General features: G+C 76.5%; 15 protein-coding genes and 1 tRNA gene. 10 read left to right on the forward strand and 6 right to left on the reverse strand.

Translation table 11 applies throughout. The features are described from left to right. Positions 1–6: 6 nt before the first annotated feature. Positions 7–885: a hypothetical protein gene (locus LG379_RS14620; RefSeq protein WP_225755324.1), complete on the reverse strand. Its 879-nt coding sequence runs from the start codon at positions 883–885 to the stop codon at positions 7–9. Positions 886–969: 84 nt separating this feature from the next. Here LG379_RS14620 and LG379_RS14625 point away from each other — a divergent pair, with 84 nt between their 5' ends. Next, entirely contained in the window at positions 970–1,713 is a 744-nt protein-coding gene (locus tag LG379_RS14625) for a sulfite exporter TauE/SafE family protein (protein ID WP_225755325.1), read from the forward strand. 16 nt (positions 1,714–1,729) lie between these two features. Next, positions 1,730–2,020: a hypothetical protein gene (locus LG379_RS14630; RefSeq protein ID WP_225755326.1), complete on the forward strand. Its 291-nt coding sequence runs from the start codon at positions 1,730–1,732 to the stop codon at positions 2,018–2,020. On the opposite strand, the gene LG379_RS14635 is transcribed toward LG379_RS14630, so the two are convergent. Continuing rightward, entirely contained in the window at positions 1,980–2,894 is a 915-nt protein-coding gene (locus LG379_RS14635; RefSeq protein ID WP_225755327.1) for an oxygenase MpaB family protein, read from the reverse strand. The genes LG379_RS14630 and LG379_RS14635 overlap by 41 nt on opposite strands. 423 nt (positions 2,895–3,317) lie before the next feature. On the opposite strand from LG379_RS14635, the gene LG379_RS14640 reads away from it, so the two are divergent. Both LG379_RS14640 and LG379_RS14645 read left to right on the forward strand, forming a co-directional pair. Next, positions 3,318–7,532, forward strand: a complete 4,215-nt coding sequence (locus LG379_RS14640) for a hypothetical protein (RefSeq protein WP_225755328.1) — start codon at positions 3,318–3,320, stop codon at positions 7,530–7,532. Between the two features lie 71 nt (positions 7,533–7,603). After that, positions 7,604–7,855: a hypothetical protein gene (locus LG379_RS14645; RefSeq protein WP_225755329.1), complete on the forward strand. Its 252-nt coding sequence runs from the start codon at positions 7,604–7,606 to the stop codon at positions 7,853–7,855. Between the two features lie 54 nt (positions 7,856–7,909). Here the strand turns inward: LG379_RS14645 and mscL are convergent, their stop codons facing one another. From mscL to LG379_RS14660, 3 genes are all read right to left on the reverse strand, one after another. Continuing rightward, positions 7,910–8,305, reverse strand: coding sequence for a large conductance mechanosensitive channel protein MscL (mscL, locus tag LG379_RS14650; RefSeq protein WP_225755330.1), 396 nt, complete (start codon positions 8,303–8,305; stop codon positions 7,910–7,912). Between the two features lie 140 nt (positions 8,306–8,445). Continuing rightward, positions 8,446–8,862: an RcpC/CpaB family pilus assembly protein gene (locus LG379_RS14655; protein ID WP_225755331.1), complete on the reverse strand. Its 417-nt coding sequence runs from the start codon at positions 8,860–8,862 to the stop codon at positions 8,446–8,448. Positions 8,863–8,968: 106 nt separating this feature from the next. Continuing rightward, a complete protein-coding gene (locus LG379_RS14660) occupies positions 8,969–9,427 on the reverse strand; it encodes an FmdB family zinc ribbon protein (protein ID WP_370634536.1) in 459 nt (152 codons plus the stop codon). A gap of 79 nt (positions 9,428–9,506) precedes the next feature. On the opposite strand from LG379_RS14660, the gene LG379_RS14665 reads away from it, so the two are divergent. Beyond that, positions 9,507–12,074 (forward strand): penicillin acylase family protein, encoded by a 2,568-nt coding sequence (locus LG379_RS14665; RefSeq protein ID WP_225755332.1) that lies wholly within the window; start codon positions 9,507–9,509, stop codon positions 12,072–12,074. Positions 12,075–12,149: 75 nt separating this feature from the next. Here LG379_RS14665 and LG379_RS14670 read toward each other — a convergent pair whose 3' ends face one another. Further along, a complete protein-coding gene (locus LG379_RS14670; RefSeq protein ID WP_225755333.1) occupies positions 12,150–12,788 on the reverse strand; it encodes a 5-formyltetrahydrofolate cyclo-ligase in 639 nt (212 codons plus the stop codon). 109 nt (positions 12,789–12,897) lie between these two features. Between LG379_RS14670 and glp the strand changes: the two genes are divergently transcribed. From glp to LG379_RS14695, 5 genes are all read left to right on the forward strand, one after another. Beyond that, on the forward strand, positions 12,898–14,118 hold the full coding sequence (gene glp, locus LG379_RS14675; protein WP_225755334.1) for a gephyrin-like molybdotransferase Glp: 1,221 nt from the start codon (positions 12,898–12,900) through the stop codon (positions 14,116–14,118). Further along, on the forward strand, positions 14,118–14,723 hold the full coding sequence (locus LG379_RS14680; protein ID WP_225755335.1) for a GNAT family N-acetyltransferase: 606 nt from the start codon (positions 14,118–14,120) through the stop codon (positions 14,721–14,723). Before glp ends, LG379_RS14680 begins: the two co-directional genes overlap by 1 nt. A 78-nt stretch (positions 14,724–14,801) precedes the next feature. Continuing rightward, on the forward strand, positions 14,802–15,920 hold the full coding sequence (locus LG379_RS14685; protein WP_225755336.1) for a hypothetical protein: 1,119 nt from the start codon (positions 14,802–14,804) through the stop codon (positions 15,918–15,920). An 81-nt stretch (positions 15,921–16,001) separates the two neighbouring features. Beyond that, positions 16,002–16,074, forward strand: a tRNA-Ala gene (locus LG379_RS14690). Positions 16,075–16,253: 179 nt separating this feature from the next. Then, positions 16,254–17,597, forward strand: a complete 1,344-nt coding sequence (locus LG379_RS14695) for a glycoside hydrolase family 20 zincin-like fold domain-containing protein (RefSeq protein WP_225755337.1) — start codon at positions 16,254–16,256, stop codon at positions 17,595–17,597. Positions 17,598–17,605 lie beyond the last annotated feature (8 nt).

The raw sequence follows: 17,605 nt of genomic DNA on the forward strand, positions 1-17,605 counted from the left end.
CGCCCGTCACCGGACGGGGTCCGGGACGCCGTCCTCCCAGTTCTCGGCCGTCTGCAGCGCCCAGAACACGGTGAACAGCACGAGCAGCACCGCCTCCACGACGAACACCCAGCCGTCGACGGCGACGAACGACGTGAGCGCCTCGGCGCCGGCGACGGCCCCGGCCACCGCGATCGTGCCGACCATGCCGACCGCGACCACCGCGTAGGCGCCGGAGAACTGGCGCGGGCTGAGCACGCGCACGCGGGCCCGCCGTCGGACGCGCACGGCGTCGAGGACGGCGACCGCCGCCACGAGGCCGAAGAACGGCACCGCGGCTGCGTAGTGGGCGGCGGCGAGGAAGCCCTCCCGCGGCCACAGGAGGAACCAGGCCCCGAACGCGGCCCAGACCACGACCGCCGTCGTCAGGCCCCACCGGGTCGCGGTGCTCGCACGGCCGTCGGCCAGCGCCATCCAGCCCGCCGCCACGATGCCGACGGCGCCGACGACCAGGAGCGCCGCCACGTTGTTCTCCACCGCCGGCACGAGGTTCGCGGGGACGCACCGCCCGGCGCCCGGCGGGCAGCCACCGGCGACGTCCGCCGCCACGGGGGTGGGCACGAACGCCACGACGGGCACGAGCATCCCCGCGAGGTTGAGCAGCGTGTCCTCCGCGCCGGGCCGACCCGCGATGGCCACGAGGGCCAGGCCGATCGCCACGAGCGAGCCCACGAGCACCGCGCGGACGGGCGAGTAGTAGTACGCGCTGATCGAGCCGAGGAGCGGCCCGCCGGTGCGCGCCACCTCCAGGACCAGGGACGTGGCCAGCAGCAGCGCCAGCGCCACGACCGACAGCCGCAGGTACCGGTACGTCCGGACCGTCGACAGGCTGAGCGCCTCCGGCATTGGCGTCCCCCTCCTCGTCGCTGCGCCGGAGGCTATGCCGCGCACCCGGACGGTGCCAGCGGCGGCCGGGGTACGGTCCGCACCGTGGAGCTCTCGGTCCTGGTGGTCGTCGTCGGCCTGGTCGCGGCGTTCGTCTTCGGGGTCTCCAAGACGGCCGTGCCCGCGGTGGGCGCCTTCGGGGTGGCGCTGCTCGCGACGGTGCTGCCCGCGGTGCCCTCGACCGGTGTCGCCCTGCCCGTGCTCATCGTCGGGGACGTGTTCGCCATCGCCCTGTACGGGCGGCATGCGGAGTGGGGTCTGCTGCTGCGCCTGCTGCCCAGCGTCGTCGTCGGCCTGGCGGCGGGATGGGCGCTGGTCCGGTTCGCGGACCCGACCGTCGTCACGCGGGTCATCGGGGCCGTCCTGCTGCTGAGCGTGGGAGGGGCGCTGGTGCGACGCCGCGGGACGGCCGACGACGACGCCCCGGCGGCCGCGGGCGGACCGGTCGCCCTCCTGCTCGGCGCGGGCGCGGGCCTGTCGACCATGGTGGCCAACGCCGGCGGGCCGATGATGACGCTCTACCTCCTGCGCATGCGCGTCGGGGTGCTGGGGTTCCTGGGGTCCGTCGCGTGGTTCTTCGCGGCGGTGAACCTGCTCAAGGTGCCGTTCAGCGTGGGGCTGGGCCTCATCACCGCCGAGTCGCTGCTCGTCAGCGCGGTCATCGCTCCCGGAGCGGTCGCCGGTGCCCTGCTCGGCCGGCGTCTCGTCCGGGGCATGTCCGTCGAGGTCTTCCGGGTCGTGGCGCTCGCGGCGACGGCCGTCGCCGGGCTGTGGCTGGTCGTGCGCTGAGGCGTACGGTCGCCCGGTGCCGTCGTACCGCGTCCGGATGATCGTCGGGATGCTCCACCAGGGTGTCGACCCGGCGGACGTCCTGCCCGCCGCCGCGGCGGCGGCCCGGGCCCACACGCCGGTCGAGGCGACCGCGCTCGAGGTCGTCCGAGGGCGGCCCCGGCTGACCGTCCGCTACGAGGCGGCCGACGACGTCACGGCTGCGGGCGTGGGCCGTGCCGTGGTGGAGCGGGTCGACGCGCTCGTCGACGTCGAGACCAGCCGCGTCACGCGCCGGTTCGGCGCTCGCTGGTACCCGATGCGGTGACCTGGCCGACGCGCTCCCGGGCGACGCGTGCGTGCGGCCACTCGCGCGCGCCGCGGGGGAGCACGGGGGCCGCGGCGCGCAGGGCACGGCGCAGCGCCGCCCAGGCCAGGCGCTCGCGGCGTCGCCACGGCAGCCCGTAGGCGTCCCGGAGGTCCTCGGGCAGCAGTGCCGCGGCGAGCAGCGTCGGCACCGGTCGCAGCGGGCGCGGCAGCAGCGGCGGCTCGGGCCGCAGGATGCGTCGTGAGAGCGCGCGGGCGGTCTCGCCCACGACGAGGGTCCGGTCGAGCTGGTCCTGGACGTACGCCTCGAGGGACGCGGCGTCGTCGGGCGCGTCCGGGGGCACGCCGAAGAGGCGGCCGAAGCGACGCATGTCCGCCACGTAGTCGTCCCGCTCCGACGACGGCACGGCACGGACGACGGCGTCGGTCGCGCGGAGCGCCGACCAGGCGAGCGTCGCCCACACCCACTGGGCGAGGGCGCCGTCCTGAGCGGCGTAGCCCGTGCCGGCCGGGAACGACCCGGTACCGCTGGCCAGGACGCCCCGCACGGGCACGTGCCGGCGGCCCACCTGGCGGGCTGCGTCGTGGGCCTGCTGCACGTCGCCGAACGTGACCGTGAGGACCGCGTCGAGCGTCCCACGCAGGCGGCGCAGCGGGTCGTCCGTGAAGTCGCTGTGCGCGGCGACGCCCGCACCTACGAGCGGGTGCGCGACCTGCAGGAGCAGGGCGGCGGGGCCGGCGAGGAGGAGCGCGCGCTCCCGCCCGACGCGCCATGCCGCGCTGCCCGGCCCGAACAGGCCGGGGTCGGCGGGCGTGCCGGCGGCGGGCGGCGGCGGGAGGAACCGGCGCACCCTGGTGAGCGGACCGGTGAGCACGCCCCATCATCGCCCGGCCCGGGCGTCCCGTCACGGGCCCCTGTCGGGACGAGTCATGACCGCCGACGATGGGCCTCCGAGTCCCATCAACGCATCTCGTCGGAATGGGGTGGGAGCGCTTGCGCGACGCACGGCCAGCAGCCCCCGCTTCTACGGATTTCGTCGCAAGCAGCCCGATAGGCTCCTGTATCCCGTCTGTGACTCCCGAGGATCAACCGTTTCGGTGGGAAACGCAGTGATCGACGTTTGACGCGCAATCGCGGCGAGAGGCATACTTCTCGTGACGGTCCGCATCGCCTGCCCCCTGCGCGGTGCGGACCGTCTTCATGTCCGGGCGAGGGCGCGCGGCGCCCTCCGCACCCCGCCGACGGCGCCCCGGCGCGGCACCGCCCCGCGGCCACCGACGCCCGTTAGCGTGGCGCCGTGACTCTTCCCGCGCGTCGTGACGACTCGGGATTCGACGGCTCGGGGGGCCGTGAGCCCGAGGGCACCGCTACCACCCCCGAGCAGCTCGTCGCCGCCACGATGGACCGGTGGCGTGACGACCTCGCCGCGCGTGCCGGGGACTCGGCGCTGCTCGACGTGGACCGCCTCGGGGACGCTCGACTGGACCTGTCCAAGGCCCACCCCTCCGGCATCGCCCAGCTCTTCGCCGGACGGGAGACCCGGCTGTCGAACCTGCTGCGTGACGGCGGGGTGCTGGTCGGCGCCCGGCGCAGCGCGCGCGCCGTCGTCGCCCGGGCCGACGACCACGCCCAGCGCTACGGTCTCGCCTCGGCCTTCCTCGCGATCGGCGTCGCCCGCTGGACCGAGCCCGTGGCGGCGGACCAGGACGACGACGGTGCGGACGGCCCGGCCGACGACGTCGCCGCGCTCGCCACGGCCACCCGCGCCCCGGCCGGCGGCCCGCGGGCCGACACCGGGGCGGAGGAGGCGCCGCGCACCCGGACCGTGCGGGCACCGGTGCTGCTGCGGCCGGTGGCCGTGCGCGCCCGGGGGCGGGGCGAGAGCGACTTCGACCTGACCCTCGAGCCGTCGTTGGAGGTCAACCCGCTGCTGGCCACGGCGCTGCGCAGCCGGGGTGCGCTCCTGGACCCGTACGCCCTGGCGCGGGGCACGTTCGCGGAGGGCGGGTTCGACCCGCGCGCGGCGCTGGACCGGCTCCGCTCCCTCGGCGGGGCGGTCCTCGAGGACTTCAGCCTCGACGAGCGGCTCCTCATCGGCACGTTCGTGCACCCGGAGCAGGTGCTCGTCGGGGACCTGGAGACGCTGCGCGAGAGCGCCGCCGGTCACGAGGTGCTCCGGGCCCTGGCCGAGGACGCCGACGCGCGCGCCGCGCTGGCGCACCCGCTGCCCGAGCCGCTGGCCGGTGACCGGCCGCTGGAGCAGGAGCGCGGGGTCGGAGACCTCGACCCCGCCCAGGTGCGCGTGCTGGACGCCCTCGCTGCCGGCCACCACCTCCTCCTCGACGCGCCCCCCGGCAGCGACGTCGCGGGCACGCTCGCCGCCGTCGTCGCCGACGCCGCGGCGACGGGCCGCACGGTGCTGTACGTCGCCGGTCACCGCCGGGCCGGCCACGCGCTGGTGGAGCGCCTCACCGCCCTGGGCCTCGACGAGCTCGTGCTCGACGTCGCACCGGACTCCGGGTGGCGCCAGCAGGCGGCCTCGCGGCTCCTGGCGGCCATGACGGTGCAGCCGGTCGCGGTGCCCACGGAGCAGGTCGCCGTCGTCCAGCGCGAGCTGCTCGACCGGCGCCGGCGGCTCGCCGGCTACATCGAGGGCCTGCACCGCACCCGCCGCCCCTGGGAGGCCTCCGCGTACGACGCGCTGCAGTCCCTCGCCCGGCTCACGTCGGCGCGGCCGGGCCCGCAGACGACCGTCCGGCTCAGCGCCGCCGTGGCGGAGTCCCTCACCCCCGAGCGACGCGCCCAGGCCGCCGCCGACCTGGTCCGCGTGGCCGCCCTCGGCGCCTTCACCGCCGCGACGCGCAGGAGCGCCTGGTACGGCGCCGACCTCGTGACCCCCGACCGTGCCCGTGAGGCGCTGCGGCGCGTCGAGGAGCTCCTCGACACCGTCCTGCCGCGCGTCACCGGGGAGGCGGAGCGCGTCGCGGAGGCCACGGGTCTCGTGGCGGCGCAGAGCCCCGCCCAGTGGTCCGAGCAGCTGACCATGCTGGCGGAGGTGCGCCGGGCGCTCGACGTGTTCCAGCCCATCGTGTTCGAGCGGTCCGCCGCCGACCTGGTCGCCGCGACCGCGACGTCCGCGTGGCGCGCCGAGCGCGGCATCGAGATGAGCGGCATGGTGCGCCGCCGGCTGCGCAAGCAGGCGAAGGACCTGCTGCGCCCGGGCCGCCCCGTGGAGGACCTGCACGGCGCGCTGGCCCACGTGCAGCAGCAGCGGGAGGTCTGGCAGGCGCACTGCCCGGCGGGCGGCTGGCCGAGGGTCCCCGGGGGCCTGGCCGAGATCGAGGACGAGAACGCCGAGCTGGTCCAGCACCTCGACGCGCTGAGCGCGACGCTCGGCCTGAGCGGCGACGCGCGGCTCGAGAACCTCCCGTGGGCCGGTCTGGCCGGGCGGCTGCAGCGCCTGCGGCAGGACCAGGTCGCCCTGGAGGTGCTGCCCGAGCGCACCGCGCTGCTGCGCAACCTCGGCCGGCAGGGTCTCGGCGCGCTGGTGCAGGACCTCGAGGACCGGCAGGTCGGCCCCGGCGGGGTCGCCGCGGAGCTCGACCTGGCGTGGTGGACGACCGTGTTCGAGGAGATCCTCCGCCAGGACCCTGCGCTCGCCGGCTACGACGGCACCGCCCTGGCGCGCCTCGTCGCGGAGTTCCGCGCCCTGGACCGCCGTCACCTGCGCGACCGCGCGCTCCTCGGGCTCGCCGAGGCGCGCGAGCTCCTGCGCACGCGCCTGCGCGGGGCCGACGAGGAGGCGCAGGGCCTGTTCGCCGAGCTCGTCGAGCACCGCTTCAGCGGTCTGCGCACCGCGGTCGAGCGCTACCCGCGGGTGGTGCGCCACCTGCGCCCGTGCCTCGTCGCGTCGCCGATGCTCGTGCCGCAGCTGCTGCCGTCGCAGCGGACCGAGGACCTGGTCGTGCTCGACGCGGCCGGTCACCTGCCCATCGAGGCCGTCGTCCCGGCTCTGGCCCGCGGTCGCCAGGTGCTCGTCGTGGGGGACACGCGGTCCGCGAGCGGCACGGCGCTGCCGACGCTGGCAGAGGTGCTGCCCACGCTGTCCCTGCACGCGGACGCGTCGCGTCGCGACCCCCACCTCACGGCCTTCCTCGCCGACCACGGCTACGCCGGGCTGCTCACCGCCACGCCGCTGCCCGCGACCCAGGCGCTCCTGCGGCTGGACGTCGTCGAGGGCGTCGGGATGCCCAACGCCCATGGCGCGGTCGAGTCGACGCAGGCCGAGGTGGACCACGTCCTCGAGCTCGTCACCGAGCACGCCCTCACCCGTCCCGAGGAGTCCCTCGCCGTCGTGACCGCCTCGCCGGTCCACGCGACCCGCGTGCGGGACGCCGTTATGGCGGAGGTCCGCGAGAACCCGGCGCTCGAGCGCTACTTCCGGGCCGACCGGGCCGAGCCGTTCGTCGTCGTGGAGGTCGGCGCCACCCAGGGGCTGTCGCGCGACGCCGTCGTCCTCTCGGTGGGCTTCGGCCGCACACCGCACGGCCGGGTCCTGCACCGCTTCGGTGCGCTCAGCGACGCCGGCGGCGAGGCGCGGCTGCTCGAGGCGCTGGGGGCGACGCGGCACCGGTTGACGGTCGTGAGCTGCTTCGGCGCCGACGACCTGGACGAGGACCGGCTGCGGGCGCCCGGTGCCCTCGCGCTGCGGGACCTGCTGCGGCTCGCCGCCGAGCGCACGGCGGCCCCGGCGCAGCCGGGCCGGACGGCGCCCGACGGCGGCGCGGAGCCGGACCGCCTCGTGCTCGACCTCGCCGAGCGCCTGTGGCGCATGGGTCTCCCCGTGGACCTGCACCACGGTGTGCCGGGAGGGGCTCGCCTGCCGCTCGTCGTGGGGCACCCGGACGTCCCCGACGAGTGGCTCGTGGCCGTCCTCACCGACGACGACGCCTACGTCGGCGAGCCGAGCGTCCGCGCGCGGGACCGCCAGGTGGCCGAGCGGCTCGAGCGCCTGGGCTGGACGGTGGCGCAGGTGTGGTCCGCGGCGGTCTTCCTCGACCCCACCGGTGAGGCGGAGGCGATCGCGCAGGCGGTGGCCGAGGCCGCTCGGCGCCGGGTGCTCGTGCGCGCCGCCCGGCCCGTCGTCCAGCCGCCCGCGCGCGTGGTGGAGGACGCTGCCGCCGACGACGACGAGCCGCGTGAGGACGACGGGGCACCTGCCGGTACCGACGCCGACAGTGCGCCGGACGCCGGCGGCGGCGTCGACACCGGCGTGGCGATGGTGACCGCCGTGCCGACGCCGCGCGGGCCGCGACCGATGGTCGAACGGGGGCTGGCGGTCAACGCCTACACGGACGACCAGCTCGACGACCTCGTGGCGTGGATCCGGGCCGACGGGCGGACCCGGGACGACGACGAGCTCGCCGCCGCCCTCCGCGCGGAGCTGGGCGTGCCGCGTCGGGGGGCGCGGCTCGACGCCGTGGTCGAGGCCGCGGTGCGGCGCAGCCGCTGAGTGGTCGAGCCGCGAGGCCGTCCGTCCGGCCTGCCCACGGGGATCCGGACGGTTCAGGGGACGATGGTGTCGTGAGCGACGAGCGGCCTGACACCCCACCGCGGCACGCGCCACGGGCGGATGCCTCCGGGGCCTCCGGTGCGGTGCCACGGCGACGCGGCCACCGACGGGCCACCGGCGGCACCGCCCCGCCCGGGACGACGGCGGCTCCGGCGCCCGCGGGGCTCGGACGCAGCCCCGACGACACCGACGAGGGCTGGGGCGACCGGCCCGGCGGGGACGACGACGAGCGGATCCTCCGGGAGGTGCCCCCGCACTGGTGAAGCACGGGAGCGGCGTCCCGCGAGCTCACCGACCGCCGTGGTGGTGGCCGGCTCTCAGACGTCGCGGCGGGCGGCGAGCAGGTCCCGGATCTCCTGCAGCAGGAGCACGTCCTCGGCCGGCGCCGGCGGCTCGGGCTCCACTCCCGCCTTGCGGCGCTTCGCGAGCGTGTTCATCGGCATGACGACGAGGAAGTACACGACGGCGGCGATGACGAGGAAGTTGAGGATCGCGCCGACGACGAGCCCGAACGAGATCTCGGCACCGTTGCCCACCCCGACCGTCCACGTGTCGGAGAGGTCCCCGCCGCCGCCGAGCGCCGCGATGAGCGGGTCGATGAGGCCCTCGACGACCGAGTTGACCAGCGCGGTGAACGCCGTGCCGATGACGACCGCGACGGCGAGCTCGATGACGTTGCCCCGCATGATGAAGTCCTTGAAGCCCTGCAGCATCGTGCTCCCTCTCGTGATCGCGGTGCCGGCCGGTCCGCCGGTCGGCCGGATCGACGGTAGTGCGTGCGGGCGGCCCGGACTCGCGACGCCCGGACGCTCGCCTGTGCTCGGCACCGCACCGCCCGATCCCCGCGCGACCGTCAGCCGACCAGGACGGCACCGACGTCCGTCCAGCCGACCACGGCGGCGAGGCGGCGGCCTTCGTCGGGCGGCACCGCCACCACCGTGAGGACGGCGCCGGCGTTGCCGGGTCCGGTCAGCCCCAGCGGCCCGGTCGTGTCCGTCACCGTCGTCCGGTCCAGCACGAGAGCCCCGCGCGCGACGACGTCGGCCGCCACGCCCGGCGCGCCGCCGTCGGCGGGGGCCGCGGTGACGAGGTCGACGCGGTCGCCCGGACGCAGCAGCCCCGTGACGGCGGGGTCGGCGAGACGCACGGCGACGACCACGGTGCCCGCCGGCGCCGCCACCGCGAAGCGCTCCCCGGCCAGCACGCCCTCGACGAGCGGGAGACCCGCCGGGAGGTCGACCAGGGCCTCGCGACCCGTCAGCGCGTCCACCGAGGCCGGCGCGCCGTCCGGGACGGCGCGCCCGGGGCGGAGCTGTGCCGTCGGGGGACGGGGTGCGCACCGGCCGGTCTGTGGAGGGGGAAGGCCGGCGCGCGTCTCAGCCGGCTGCCGCGGGCGCCTCCGCGCTCGAGGAGCTGGAGGACGACGTCCCGCCGGAAGAGGTCCCGCCCGTCGACGACCCGCTGGTGGATCCCCCCGACGCGCCGGAGGAGGAGTCACCGGAGGAACCGGAGGAGCCGCCCGACGACGACGCGCCGGACGACCCGTCCGAGGAGCCGCCCGACGGGGTCGCGGTGGACGAGGACCGCGAGTCGGTGCGGTAGAAGCCCGAGCCCTTGAACACGACGCCCACCGCGTTGAACAGCTTGCGCAGGCGGCCGGAGCACTGCGGGCACTCGGTCAGGGCGTCGTCGGAGAAGGACTGCCGCGCGTCGAAGCGGTGGTCGCACGCGGTGCAGGCGTAGCTGTAGGTGGGCAAGGTGTCCTCCACGGTCTCGTCCTGGGCGGGCGACCCGCGCGCGACGACGGCGCCGTCCCGGTCGCGCTGGCACTCCACCCTTCCGAGTGCCAATGGTACGGCGCGAGGGCGCCGGCGCCCAGCCCGGGGCCTCGGTCCTCGCGGGTACCCTCGGGCCGTGCCTCGTCGACGTGCTGTGCGGACCGCTCTCGTCGCGCTCGTCGCGATCGTCGTGGTGGCGCTGGTCGCCGTGGTCGCCGTGGGAGCGACCGTGGTGCGGCGCCCGCTGCCGCAGCACAGCGGCACGCTGGACGTCGCGGGCCTGGAGTCGGAGGTGACCGTGCTCCGCGACGCGCGGGGCGTCCCGCAGATCTATGCCGACTCCGCCCACGACCTCTTCCTCGCCCAGGGCTTCGTCCACGCGCAGGACCGGTTCTTCGAGATGGACTACCGGCGCCACGTCACCGCCGGTCGCCTCTCCGAGCTCGTGGGGGAGGACCCGTCGGCGCTGGCGGCCGACAAGGTCATCCGGACCCTGGGGTGGAGGCACGTGGCGGAGCAGGAGTGGGAGCTCCTCCAGCCGGACACCCGCGCGCACCTCGAGGCGTACGCCGAGGGCGTCAACGCGTACATCGCCGACCGCCCGCTGGACTCGCTCGGGGTCGAGTACGCGGTCCTGTCCACCCAGGTCGAGCTCGAGGAGCCGAAGCCCTGGGACCCGGTGGACTCCCTCGCCTGGCTCAAGGCGATGGCCTGGGACCTGCGCAGCAACTACAGCAGCGAGCTGGCCCGCGCCCTCACCTACGGCACGGTGCGCGACGTCGCCCGTGTCGACGAGCTGTTCCCGCCCTACCCCTACGAGAGCAACCTGCCCGTCCTCGCGACCGATGCCCCGGTCGAGCAGACGGCCGCCACCGACGCCGACAGCGTGCTGCTGTCCCCGCAGCTGCGTCGCGCCCTGGAGCGGGTGGAGGAAGCCCTGGCGGCGGTGCCCGTCCTGGTCGGCGAGGGTGACGGCATCGGCTCCAACTCGTGGGTCGTCTCCGGCGAGCACACGGCGAGCGGTGCACCCCTGCTGGCGAACGACCCCCACCTGTCGATCTCCGCACCGGGTGTGTTCACGCAGGTGGGCCTCCACTGCCGGCAGGTCGGGGAGGGCTGCCCCTTCGAGGTCGCGGGCTTCTCCTTCGCCGGCTTCCCGGGCGTCATCATCGGCCACAACGCCCGGCTGGCGTGGGGCATCACCAACATGGGGGCGGACGTCACCGACTTCTTCCTCGAGCGCACCGACCGCCAGGACGGCACGTGGCTGCGGGACGGCGTGCAGGTCCCCCTCGACGTGCGCACCGAGGTGATCGAGGTCAACGGCGGTGACCCGGTCGAGATCGAGATCCGCTCCACGGCGCACGGCCCCATCGTCTCGGACGTGCTCACGGAGGTGGGCCGGGCGTCGTCCTCCCCGACCGCGGACGGCGTGCGCCGCTCGACTGAGGTCTCCCTCGGCTGGACCGCGTTGCAGCCGGGCAGGACGGCGGACGCCGTCTTCGCCTTCGCGACGGCGCAGGACGCGGCCGGCATCGCCGCGGCCGCCGCGCTCTTCGAGGTCCCCGCCCAGAACATCGTCTTCGCGACCACGGACGGCCGGATCGGCTACCAGGCGCCGGGCCGTATCCCGGTGCGGGCACGCGTGACCGACGGTCCGGTCCCGTCGGACGGCTCGTGGCCGCGTCCGGGCTGGGACTCCCGCTACGACTGGCAGGGGTGGGTCGCGCCGGAGGACATGCCGGCCGTCGTCGACCCCGCCCAGGGCTTCCTGGTTGCGGCGAACCAGGCCGTGACACCGGCGGGGGAGGGGCCCTTCCTCACCACCGACTGGGACCGCGGCTACCGTGCGCAGCGCATCCGCGAGCTCCTCGAGAAGGCGATCGCGGACGGCACCCCGGTCGACGTCGCGCTGAGCACGCGGATCCAGCTCGACACCCTCAACCCGTACGCCCAGGCACTCGTCCCGCCCCTGCTCGGGACGCCGGTCGCGGACGACTTCACGCGGGACGGCGTCAACCTCCTGCGGGGCTGGGACCGCCGGAACGACCCCGACTCGGCGGCCGCCGCCTACTTCTCCGCGGTCTGGTCCACGCTGCTCGAGCTGACGTTCTGGGACGACCTGCCGGAGAGCCAGTGGCCCGACGGCGGGAGCCGCTGGCTCGCCGTCGTCGAGGACCTGCTGGACGACCCCTCCAACGCCTGGTGGGACGACCGCCGCACCGTCAACGTGGTGGAGACGCGGGACGAGATCCTGTCGCGTGCGCTGGAGAGCGCCCGCCTCCGGCTCACGGTGGACCAGGGCAAGAACGCCGACGAGTGGCGGTGGGGCTCGGTGCACGTCGCGGCGCCGCAGCATCCCGTCCTCGGCGGTCGGGACGTGCCCGAACCGGTGCGCCGCCTCATGAACCCGAGCCCGCAGAGCGTGTCCGGCGGCTCCTCCATCGTGAACGCGACCGCCTGGGACGCCTCGACCGGGAGCTTCGCGGTGACGGCGGCCCCGGTGATCAGGATGGTCGTCGACCTCGGGGACCTGGACGCGTCCACCTGGGTGACCATGACCGGCACCTCGGGGCACCCGGGCAGCGTCCACTACGCGAACCAGCTCGGCGCCTGGGCCGACGGCGAGTCGTTCGCCTGGCCGTTCTCCCCCGCCGCGGTGGAGGAGGCCTCCGGGCACGAGCTGACGCTGCGGCCCGGCTGAGGCGGCGCGGCGCGGGAAGAGCGGGCGGCCGCAGGAACCCGGGGGAGCGCGGCCGAGCGGCCCGACGCCTGCGGCTCAGACCCCGCGGAGCTCCTGCCACCCGGCGGTCGTGGCGACGAGGTCGATGAGCCGGTCGTGCTCCTGCTGGGGCAGCGGGCGCACCTCGGCGTCGTAGAGCTCCTCGGGGAAGACCATCGAGACCGTCGGAGTCGTGGGGTTCGCGTGCGCCAGCACCCGGTCGTACCAGCCGCCGCCCTGGCCGAGCCTCGCTCCCGTGGTGTCCACGGCCAGCGCGGGGACCACGATGACCTGCGCCTCCGCGAGCGCGTCGGCCCCGAGCGTGGGGCCGGCGGGCTCGGGCGGGCGTCCGGGGGCGCGCACCGCAAAGTCGTCGGTCGCGGTGTACCAGGCCCAGTCGCGCTGCAGGCCGGCGCCGAGCACCGGCAGGAGGACCTCGACGCCGCGCTGGGCGAGCCGTTCGATGAGCGCGATGGTCCCGGGCTCCTTGGGGCGGGAGACATAGGCGGCGACGCAGCTGACGCCGCGCAGCTGGGGCATGTCGCCGATGACCTGCGCGAAGTCGTCCGCCGCCCGGGCGAGCATCCTCGGGGTGCGCTTGTCACGCTCCGCGCGGATCGCTCGCCGGAGCTCGTCCTTCGCCTCCGTCACGTCGAGGCCCGTCCTGCCCGGGTACGGCTGGGCGACGCTGCTCATGGTCACATCATCGCAAAGAAACCGTCGAAGCAGTACCAGCGGCGCGCCAGCGAAGGTCGTGCTGGTGGAGCGGCGGGGCACCACGACCCGCTGCCATGATGGGCGCCTCATGAGATCCGTCCACGACCAGCTCGCCGCCGTCCTCGCCGCGGCGCAGCCCGTCGCGCCGCTCGACGTGGTCCTCGCCGACGCCCCCGGGTGCGTGCTGGCGCAGGACGTCACCGTCGCCGCGGACGTGCCCGCACGTGACGTCGCCGCCTGCGACGGGTACGCCGTGCGCACGGTGGACCTCGTGCCTCCCGCGGGCGCGGCGGTGCAGCCGGACGTCACGCTGTCGGTGCTCGAGGACGTGGCCGTCTCGGCGGTGACGCCCGGTCGTCTCGTCGAGCGCAGTGCGGCGCTCCTGGCCTCCGGCGCGCCGCTGCCCGTGGGCGCCGACGCCGTCGTGCCGTTGGACCGGACCGACCGCGGGCGGGCCCGCGTCGTCGTCCGCGGTGGGGCTCGGCCGCACGAGAACGTGCTGCGCGCCGGGTCCGACCTGGCCGCCGGCGCCGTCGTCGTCCGCCGGGGGAGCCGCGTCGCGTCGCGGCACCTGGCCGCGGCCGCTGCGGGCGGCCTGGGCCGGGTGCGCGTCCATCCCCGGCCGCGCGTCGTCGTCGTCACCGTGGGGGACGAGCTCGTCGAGCCCGGGCGCGCCCGGCCGCCCGGTTCGACGCACGACGCCGACGCCCACGCGCTCGCCGCCGCGGTCCAGGACGCCGGCGCGAGCGCCGTCCGCGTGGGTCCGGTGCCGGACGACCGGGCCGTGCTGCGCGAGGTGATCGAGGACCAGCTGGTGCGCGCGGACCTCCTCGTGCTGACCGGCGGGCTCAGCGCCGGGCCGTGGGACACGGTGGCGGACGTCCTCGCGCCGCTCGGCACGGTCCGCCTCGACCAGGTCGCCATGACACCCGGGGGGCGCCTCGGGTTCGGCACGGTCGACGGCGTCCCCGTGGTCGCCCTGCCCGGCCGCCCGGTGTCCGCGCTGGTCGCGCACGAGGTCTTCCTGCGGCCCGCACTGCGCGCCATGGCCGGGCACACCGACCTGTTCCGGCCGTCGGTGCGTGCCGCGGTGACCCGGCCGTGGGCGTCGCCGGCCGGACGCCGCCAGTTCGTGCCCGCGACGCTCGCCGGAGGACCGCTGGACGGGTACACCGTCACGCCCGTCGGCGACCCGGGCGCTGCCTCGCTCGGGGACCTGGCGAGGGCCAACGCGCTCGCCGTCGTCGGGGAGGACACGACGGCCGTCCGCGCGGGGGACACCCTCGCCTGCCTGGTCCTGGACGGCTGATGGCCCGCGGGTGGCCGGCGGTGCTGCGCGAGGGCGACGTCGTCCTGCGTCCCCTGCGGCGTGCCGACTCCCGGACGTGGCTGACCCTGCGGGTCCGCAACGCCGCATGGCTCGAGCGCTGGGAGGCGACGTCGCCCGAGCCGGCCCCCGGGCCCCCGCCGACCTTCGGGCAGTTCGTGCGGACGCTGAACCAGCAGGCGCGCAGCGGGTCCTCGCTGCCGTTCGCCGTCGAGTACCGCGGGGAGCTCGTCGGCCAGCTCACCGTCGCGACCGTGGTCCGCGGCTCGCTGTGCTCCTCGAGCATCGGGTACTGGGTGAGCGAGCACGTCGCCGGGCGGGGCATCACGCCGACGGCGGTGGCGCTCGCCGTCGACCACTGCTTCGGGCCCGTGGGGCTGCACCGGGTCGAGATCAACATCCGGCCGGAGAACGCGGCGAGCCTGCGCGTGGTGGAGAAGCTCGGCCTGCGCGACGAGGGGGTCCGGGAGCGCTTCCTGCACATCCAGGGCGCCTGGTGCGACCACCGCACCTTCGCCGTGACGGCCGAGGAGGTCCCGGGCGGCCTCGTCGAGCGTCTGCGTCGCGCCGGGCTCCTCGCCCGCTGACGACGACGACGCGCGGCGCCTCCCGACACGCCGCGCCCGGTCCCCGGGCGGCCCGCGTGCTGCGCCTACCGTCGTGACGTGAACCAGGCCGGCATCGTGCTCGTCGCGGTGGCCGCGCTCTGGATCGCGTACCTGGTGCCGCACCGGTCCCGGTACCGCCAGCAGCTCCTGGAGTCGCGGGCGGACGACCGCTTCTCGGAGCACCTGCGGGTCCTGCGCGTCGCGCATGCCGCGGGCCGGCGGAGCGGTGCGGTGCCGATCACGTCGCCGGGCACGGCGCTCGGCACGGCACCCGACACGGCACCGACAGCCGGGACCCACAGGACCTCAGGGGTGCGACTGCACCCCGCCAGACGACCAGGAGGCGGTCACATGGACCGGCCGCACGGCACCACCGACCGCGTCGTCGCCGACGCTGCACGGCGCACCGCCGCCGAGCGCGCCCAGCGCGTCGCCCACCTGGCCCGGCGCCGTGCCGCGGCCCGTCGTCGCGCCCTGCTCACCGGGGTGCTGCTCGTGGCCGGGGTCATCGGCTGGTCCGTCGTCGCCGCCACCGGCGCGACGGTGCTGCTCGGGGTCGTCCCGAGCCTCGGGCTGGTCGCCGTCCTGGGCCTCGGCCGCGCCGCGGTGCGCGCAGGGGTCCGTGCCGACGAGCAGTGGGCGGCAGGCGCGTCGTCGCGGGTCGCGCTGCCCGGTGCCGGTGAGGGTGCGCGCACCGTCGGCCGGTCCGTCCACCCGTCGGACGCGCGCACCGAGGTCCTCGCCCGTGTGCCCCTGCAGCGGGCCGCCGGTCCCGCCCCGGCCGCCGCTCCCGTCGTGCAGCACGAACCCGTCGCCGTCCCGACGCAGCGCTCGGAGCCCGACGCGACCGTCGAGGCGACCGCGGCGGTCGACGACGACGCCGCGGCTCGTCCCCGCACGGTGCCGCAGCGCACCTCCGCGTGGTCGCCCGTGCCCGTGCCGCCGCCGTCCTACACGCTCAAGCCCTCGGCGCCGCGCCGGGAGCCCGCCCCGCTGCCCGCCGACGAGCACCTCGCCGCGTCGTCGTCCGCCGCCGGTCGTGAGTCCGGCGACGCGCCTGCGAGCGACGGGGTCGCGGCCGCGTCCACGACGCCGCCCGCCCGCCCCGACGCGGACCCCGCCACGTCCCTGGACCTCGACGCGATCCTCGCCCGGCGCCGCGCGTCCGGCGAGTAGGCGCCGTGCCGCGGGTGCCCGCGCCGGTCGCGCCGAGGTGCAGGAGCGGCCCGGAGCAGTGCTAACCTTGGACCCGCTCGCGGGGCTGTGGCGCAGTTGGTAGCGCGTCTCGTTCGCAATGAGAAGGTCAGGGGTTCGAATCCCCTCAGCTCCACCGCAGAAGGCGGGACGACCACCAGGTCGTCCCGCCTTCGTCGTCCGCGCCGGGCGCGGTCGACGGCACCTCCCGGCCCGTACCGACGATGGGGCGACGTCCCCCGGGCGGCGGCTGTCGTGCCGGCCCACCCGCCGTACGCTGGGCGTTCGCGCGGGGGCGCAGCCGACGGGAGAGCCATGGACGTGCTCGGGATCCTGCCCGCGCCGGTCTCCGCACGATCCGACGGCGGCCCGCCGTTCGCGGTGAGCCCCGGTGTGCGCATCGTCGTCGACGAGGAGCCCGACGCGGTCGCCGTCGCCGTGCTCGTGGCCGGGCGGGTGGGGCGGTTGGGCGACTTCCCCGTCGCGGTGGTCCACACCGACGACGGCACGCCGGGCAGCGTCGTCCTGCGGCTCATGGCGGAGCCGGACGCCACGCCGGAGGTGATCCGCCGGCTGCTGCCCACGCTGGGCATCCCCACCGCCCTGCCACCGGAGCTGGCGCGCGAGGCGTACCGCATCGGCGTCACCACGGACCGCGTCGAGGTCCTCGCGGCGACCGCCGCCGGGCTCGTCCGCGGCGCCGCGACACTCGTCCAGCTGGTCGACCACAGCACCGCGCCGTGGCCCTCCGTCCCGTGCGTGACGGTCGTGGACCACCCCCGCCTGGCCTGGCGGGGGCTGCAGGTCGACGTCTCCGAGCACCCGCTCGCCCTCGCCGACGCCAAGGCGATCGTCAACGTCCTGGCGACCCTGCGGATGAACGTGCTGCACGTGCGCGTCGCGGACGGCGTCGCGTGGGTCCCCGACGTGCTCGAGGAGGGCGGAGCGGTGGCGAGCGGCTTCGCCGAGCTCCAGGCCTACGCGGCCGCCCGCCAGATCGCCGTCGTCCCCGAGATCGACGTGGCGGGCGGACGCCTCGACGACGACCGGCTCACGGAGGTCCTCGGCCGGGTGGCCGCGACGACCCGGGCCCACGTCGTCCACGTGGGCGGGCGTGTCGGTGGTGCGGCGGACGGCCCCCCGGCGCACCGGTGCGGCGACCGGGTCGGACGAGGCGCCGACGACGTCGTGGCGGCGGGGGCCGTCGTCATGGCGTGGCAGTGCGCCGCCACCGCGCTCAGCAGCGCGCGGCACCCGGGTCACCTGCTGCAGGTCGGCGACGTGACCGATCCCGCGCTGGCGCCCGCCGTCGCGGACGGGGCGGCGCTCGTCCTGTCGCCACCGGAGCTCGACCTGGGTGTGGCCACCGTGACGCTGCGCGAGCGGTACGGCGCCGACCCCGTCGGCGCGGTGGAGGCGGCCGGGCTTCCCGCAGGTGCGGTGCTGGGAGTGGAGGCCCTCGTCGGCGGCGCGCACGGCGGGACGCGCGAGGGGCTGTTCCTCGCGCTGCTGCCGGACCTCGCAGCGGTGGCGGAGCTGGCCTGGAGCGGTTCCGGTGCTCCCGGCTGGGCGTCGTTCGTCGAGCGCGTCGCCCTCGAGAGCTCCCGGTGGCGCGACGACGGCCTGCCCGTCCCGGTTGCGGTGGACCGAGCCCTGTGACGGGCCTG

Origin of the sequence: Actinotalea sp. Marseille-Q4924 (assembly GCF_916618755.1) — a bacterium.
GTDB lineage: Bacteria > Actinomycetota > Actinomycetes > Actinomycetales > Cellulomonadaceae > Actinotalea.

Coding starts and splice junctions, on each gene's coding strand:
- LG379_RS14620 (WP_225755324.1), bottom strand. CDS start 885: ATGCCGGAGGCGCTCAGCCTGTCGACGGTCCGGACGTACCGGTACCTG.
- mscL (WP_225755330.1), bottom strand. CDS start 8,305: ATGCTGCAGGGCTTCAAGGACTTCATCATGCGGGGCAACGTCATCGAG.
- LG379_RS14670 (WP_225755333.1), bottom strand. CDS start 12,788: ATGAGCAGCGTCGCCCAGCCGTACCCGGGCAGGACGGGCCTCGACGTG.
- glp (WP_225755334.1), top strand. CDS start 12,898: ATGAGATCCGTCCACGACCAGCTCGCCGCCGTCCTCGCCGCGGCGCAG.
- LG379_RS14680 (WP_225755335.1), top strand. CDS start 14,118: ATGGCCCGCGGGTGGCCGGCGGTGCTGCGCGAGGGCGACGTCGTCCTG.
- LG379_RS14695 (WP_225755337.1), top strand. CDS start 16,254: ATGGACGTGCTCGGGATCCTGCCCGCGCCGGTCTCCGCACGATCCGAC.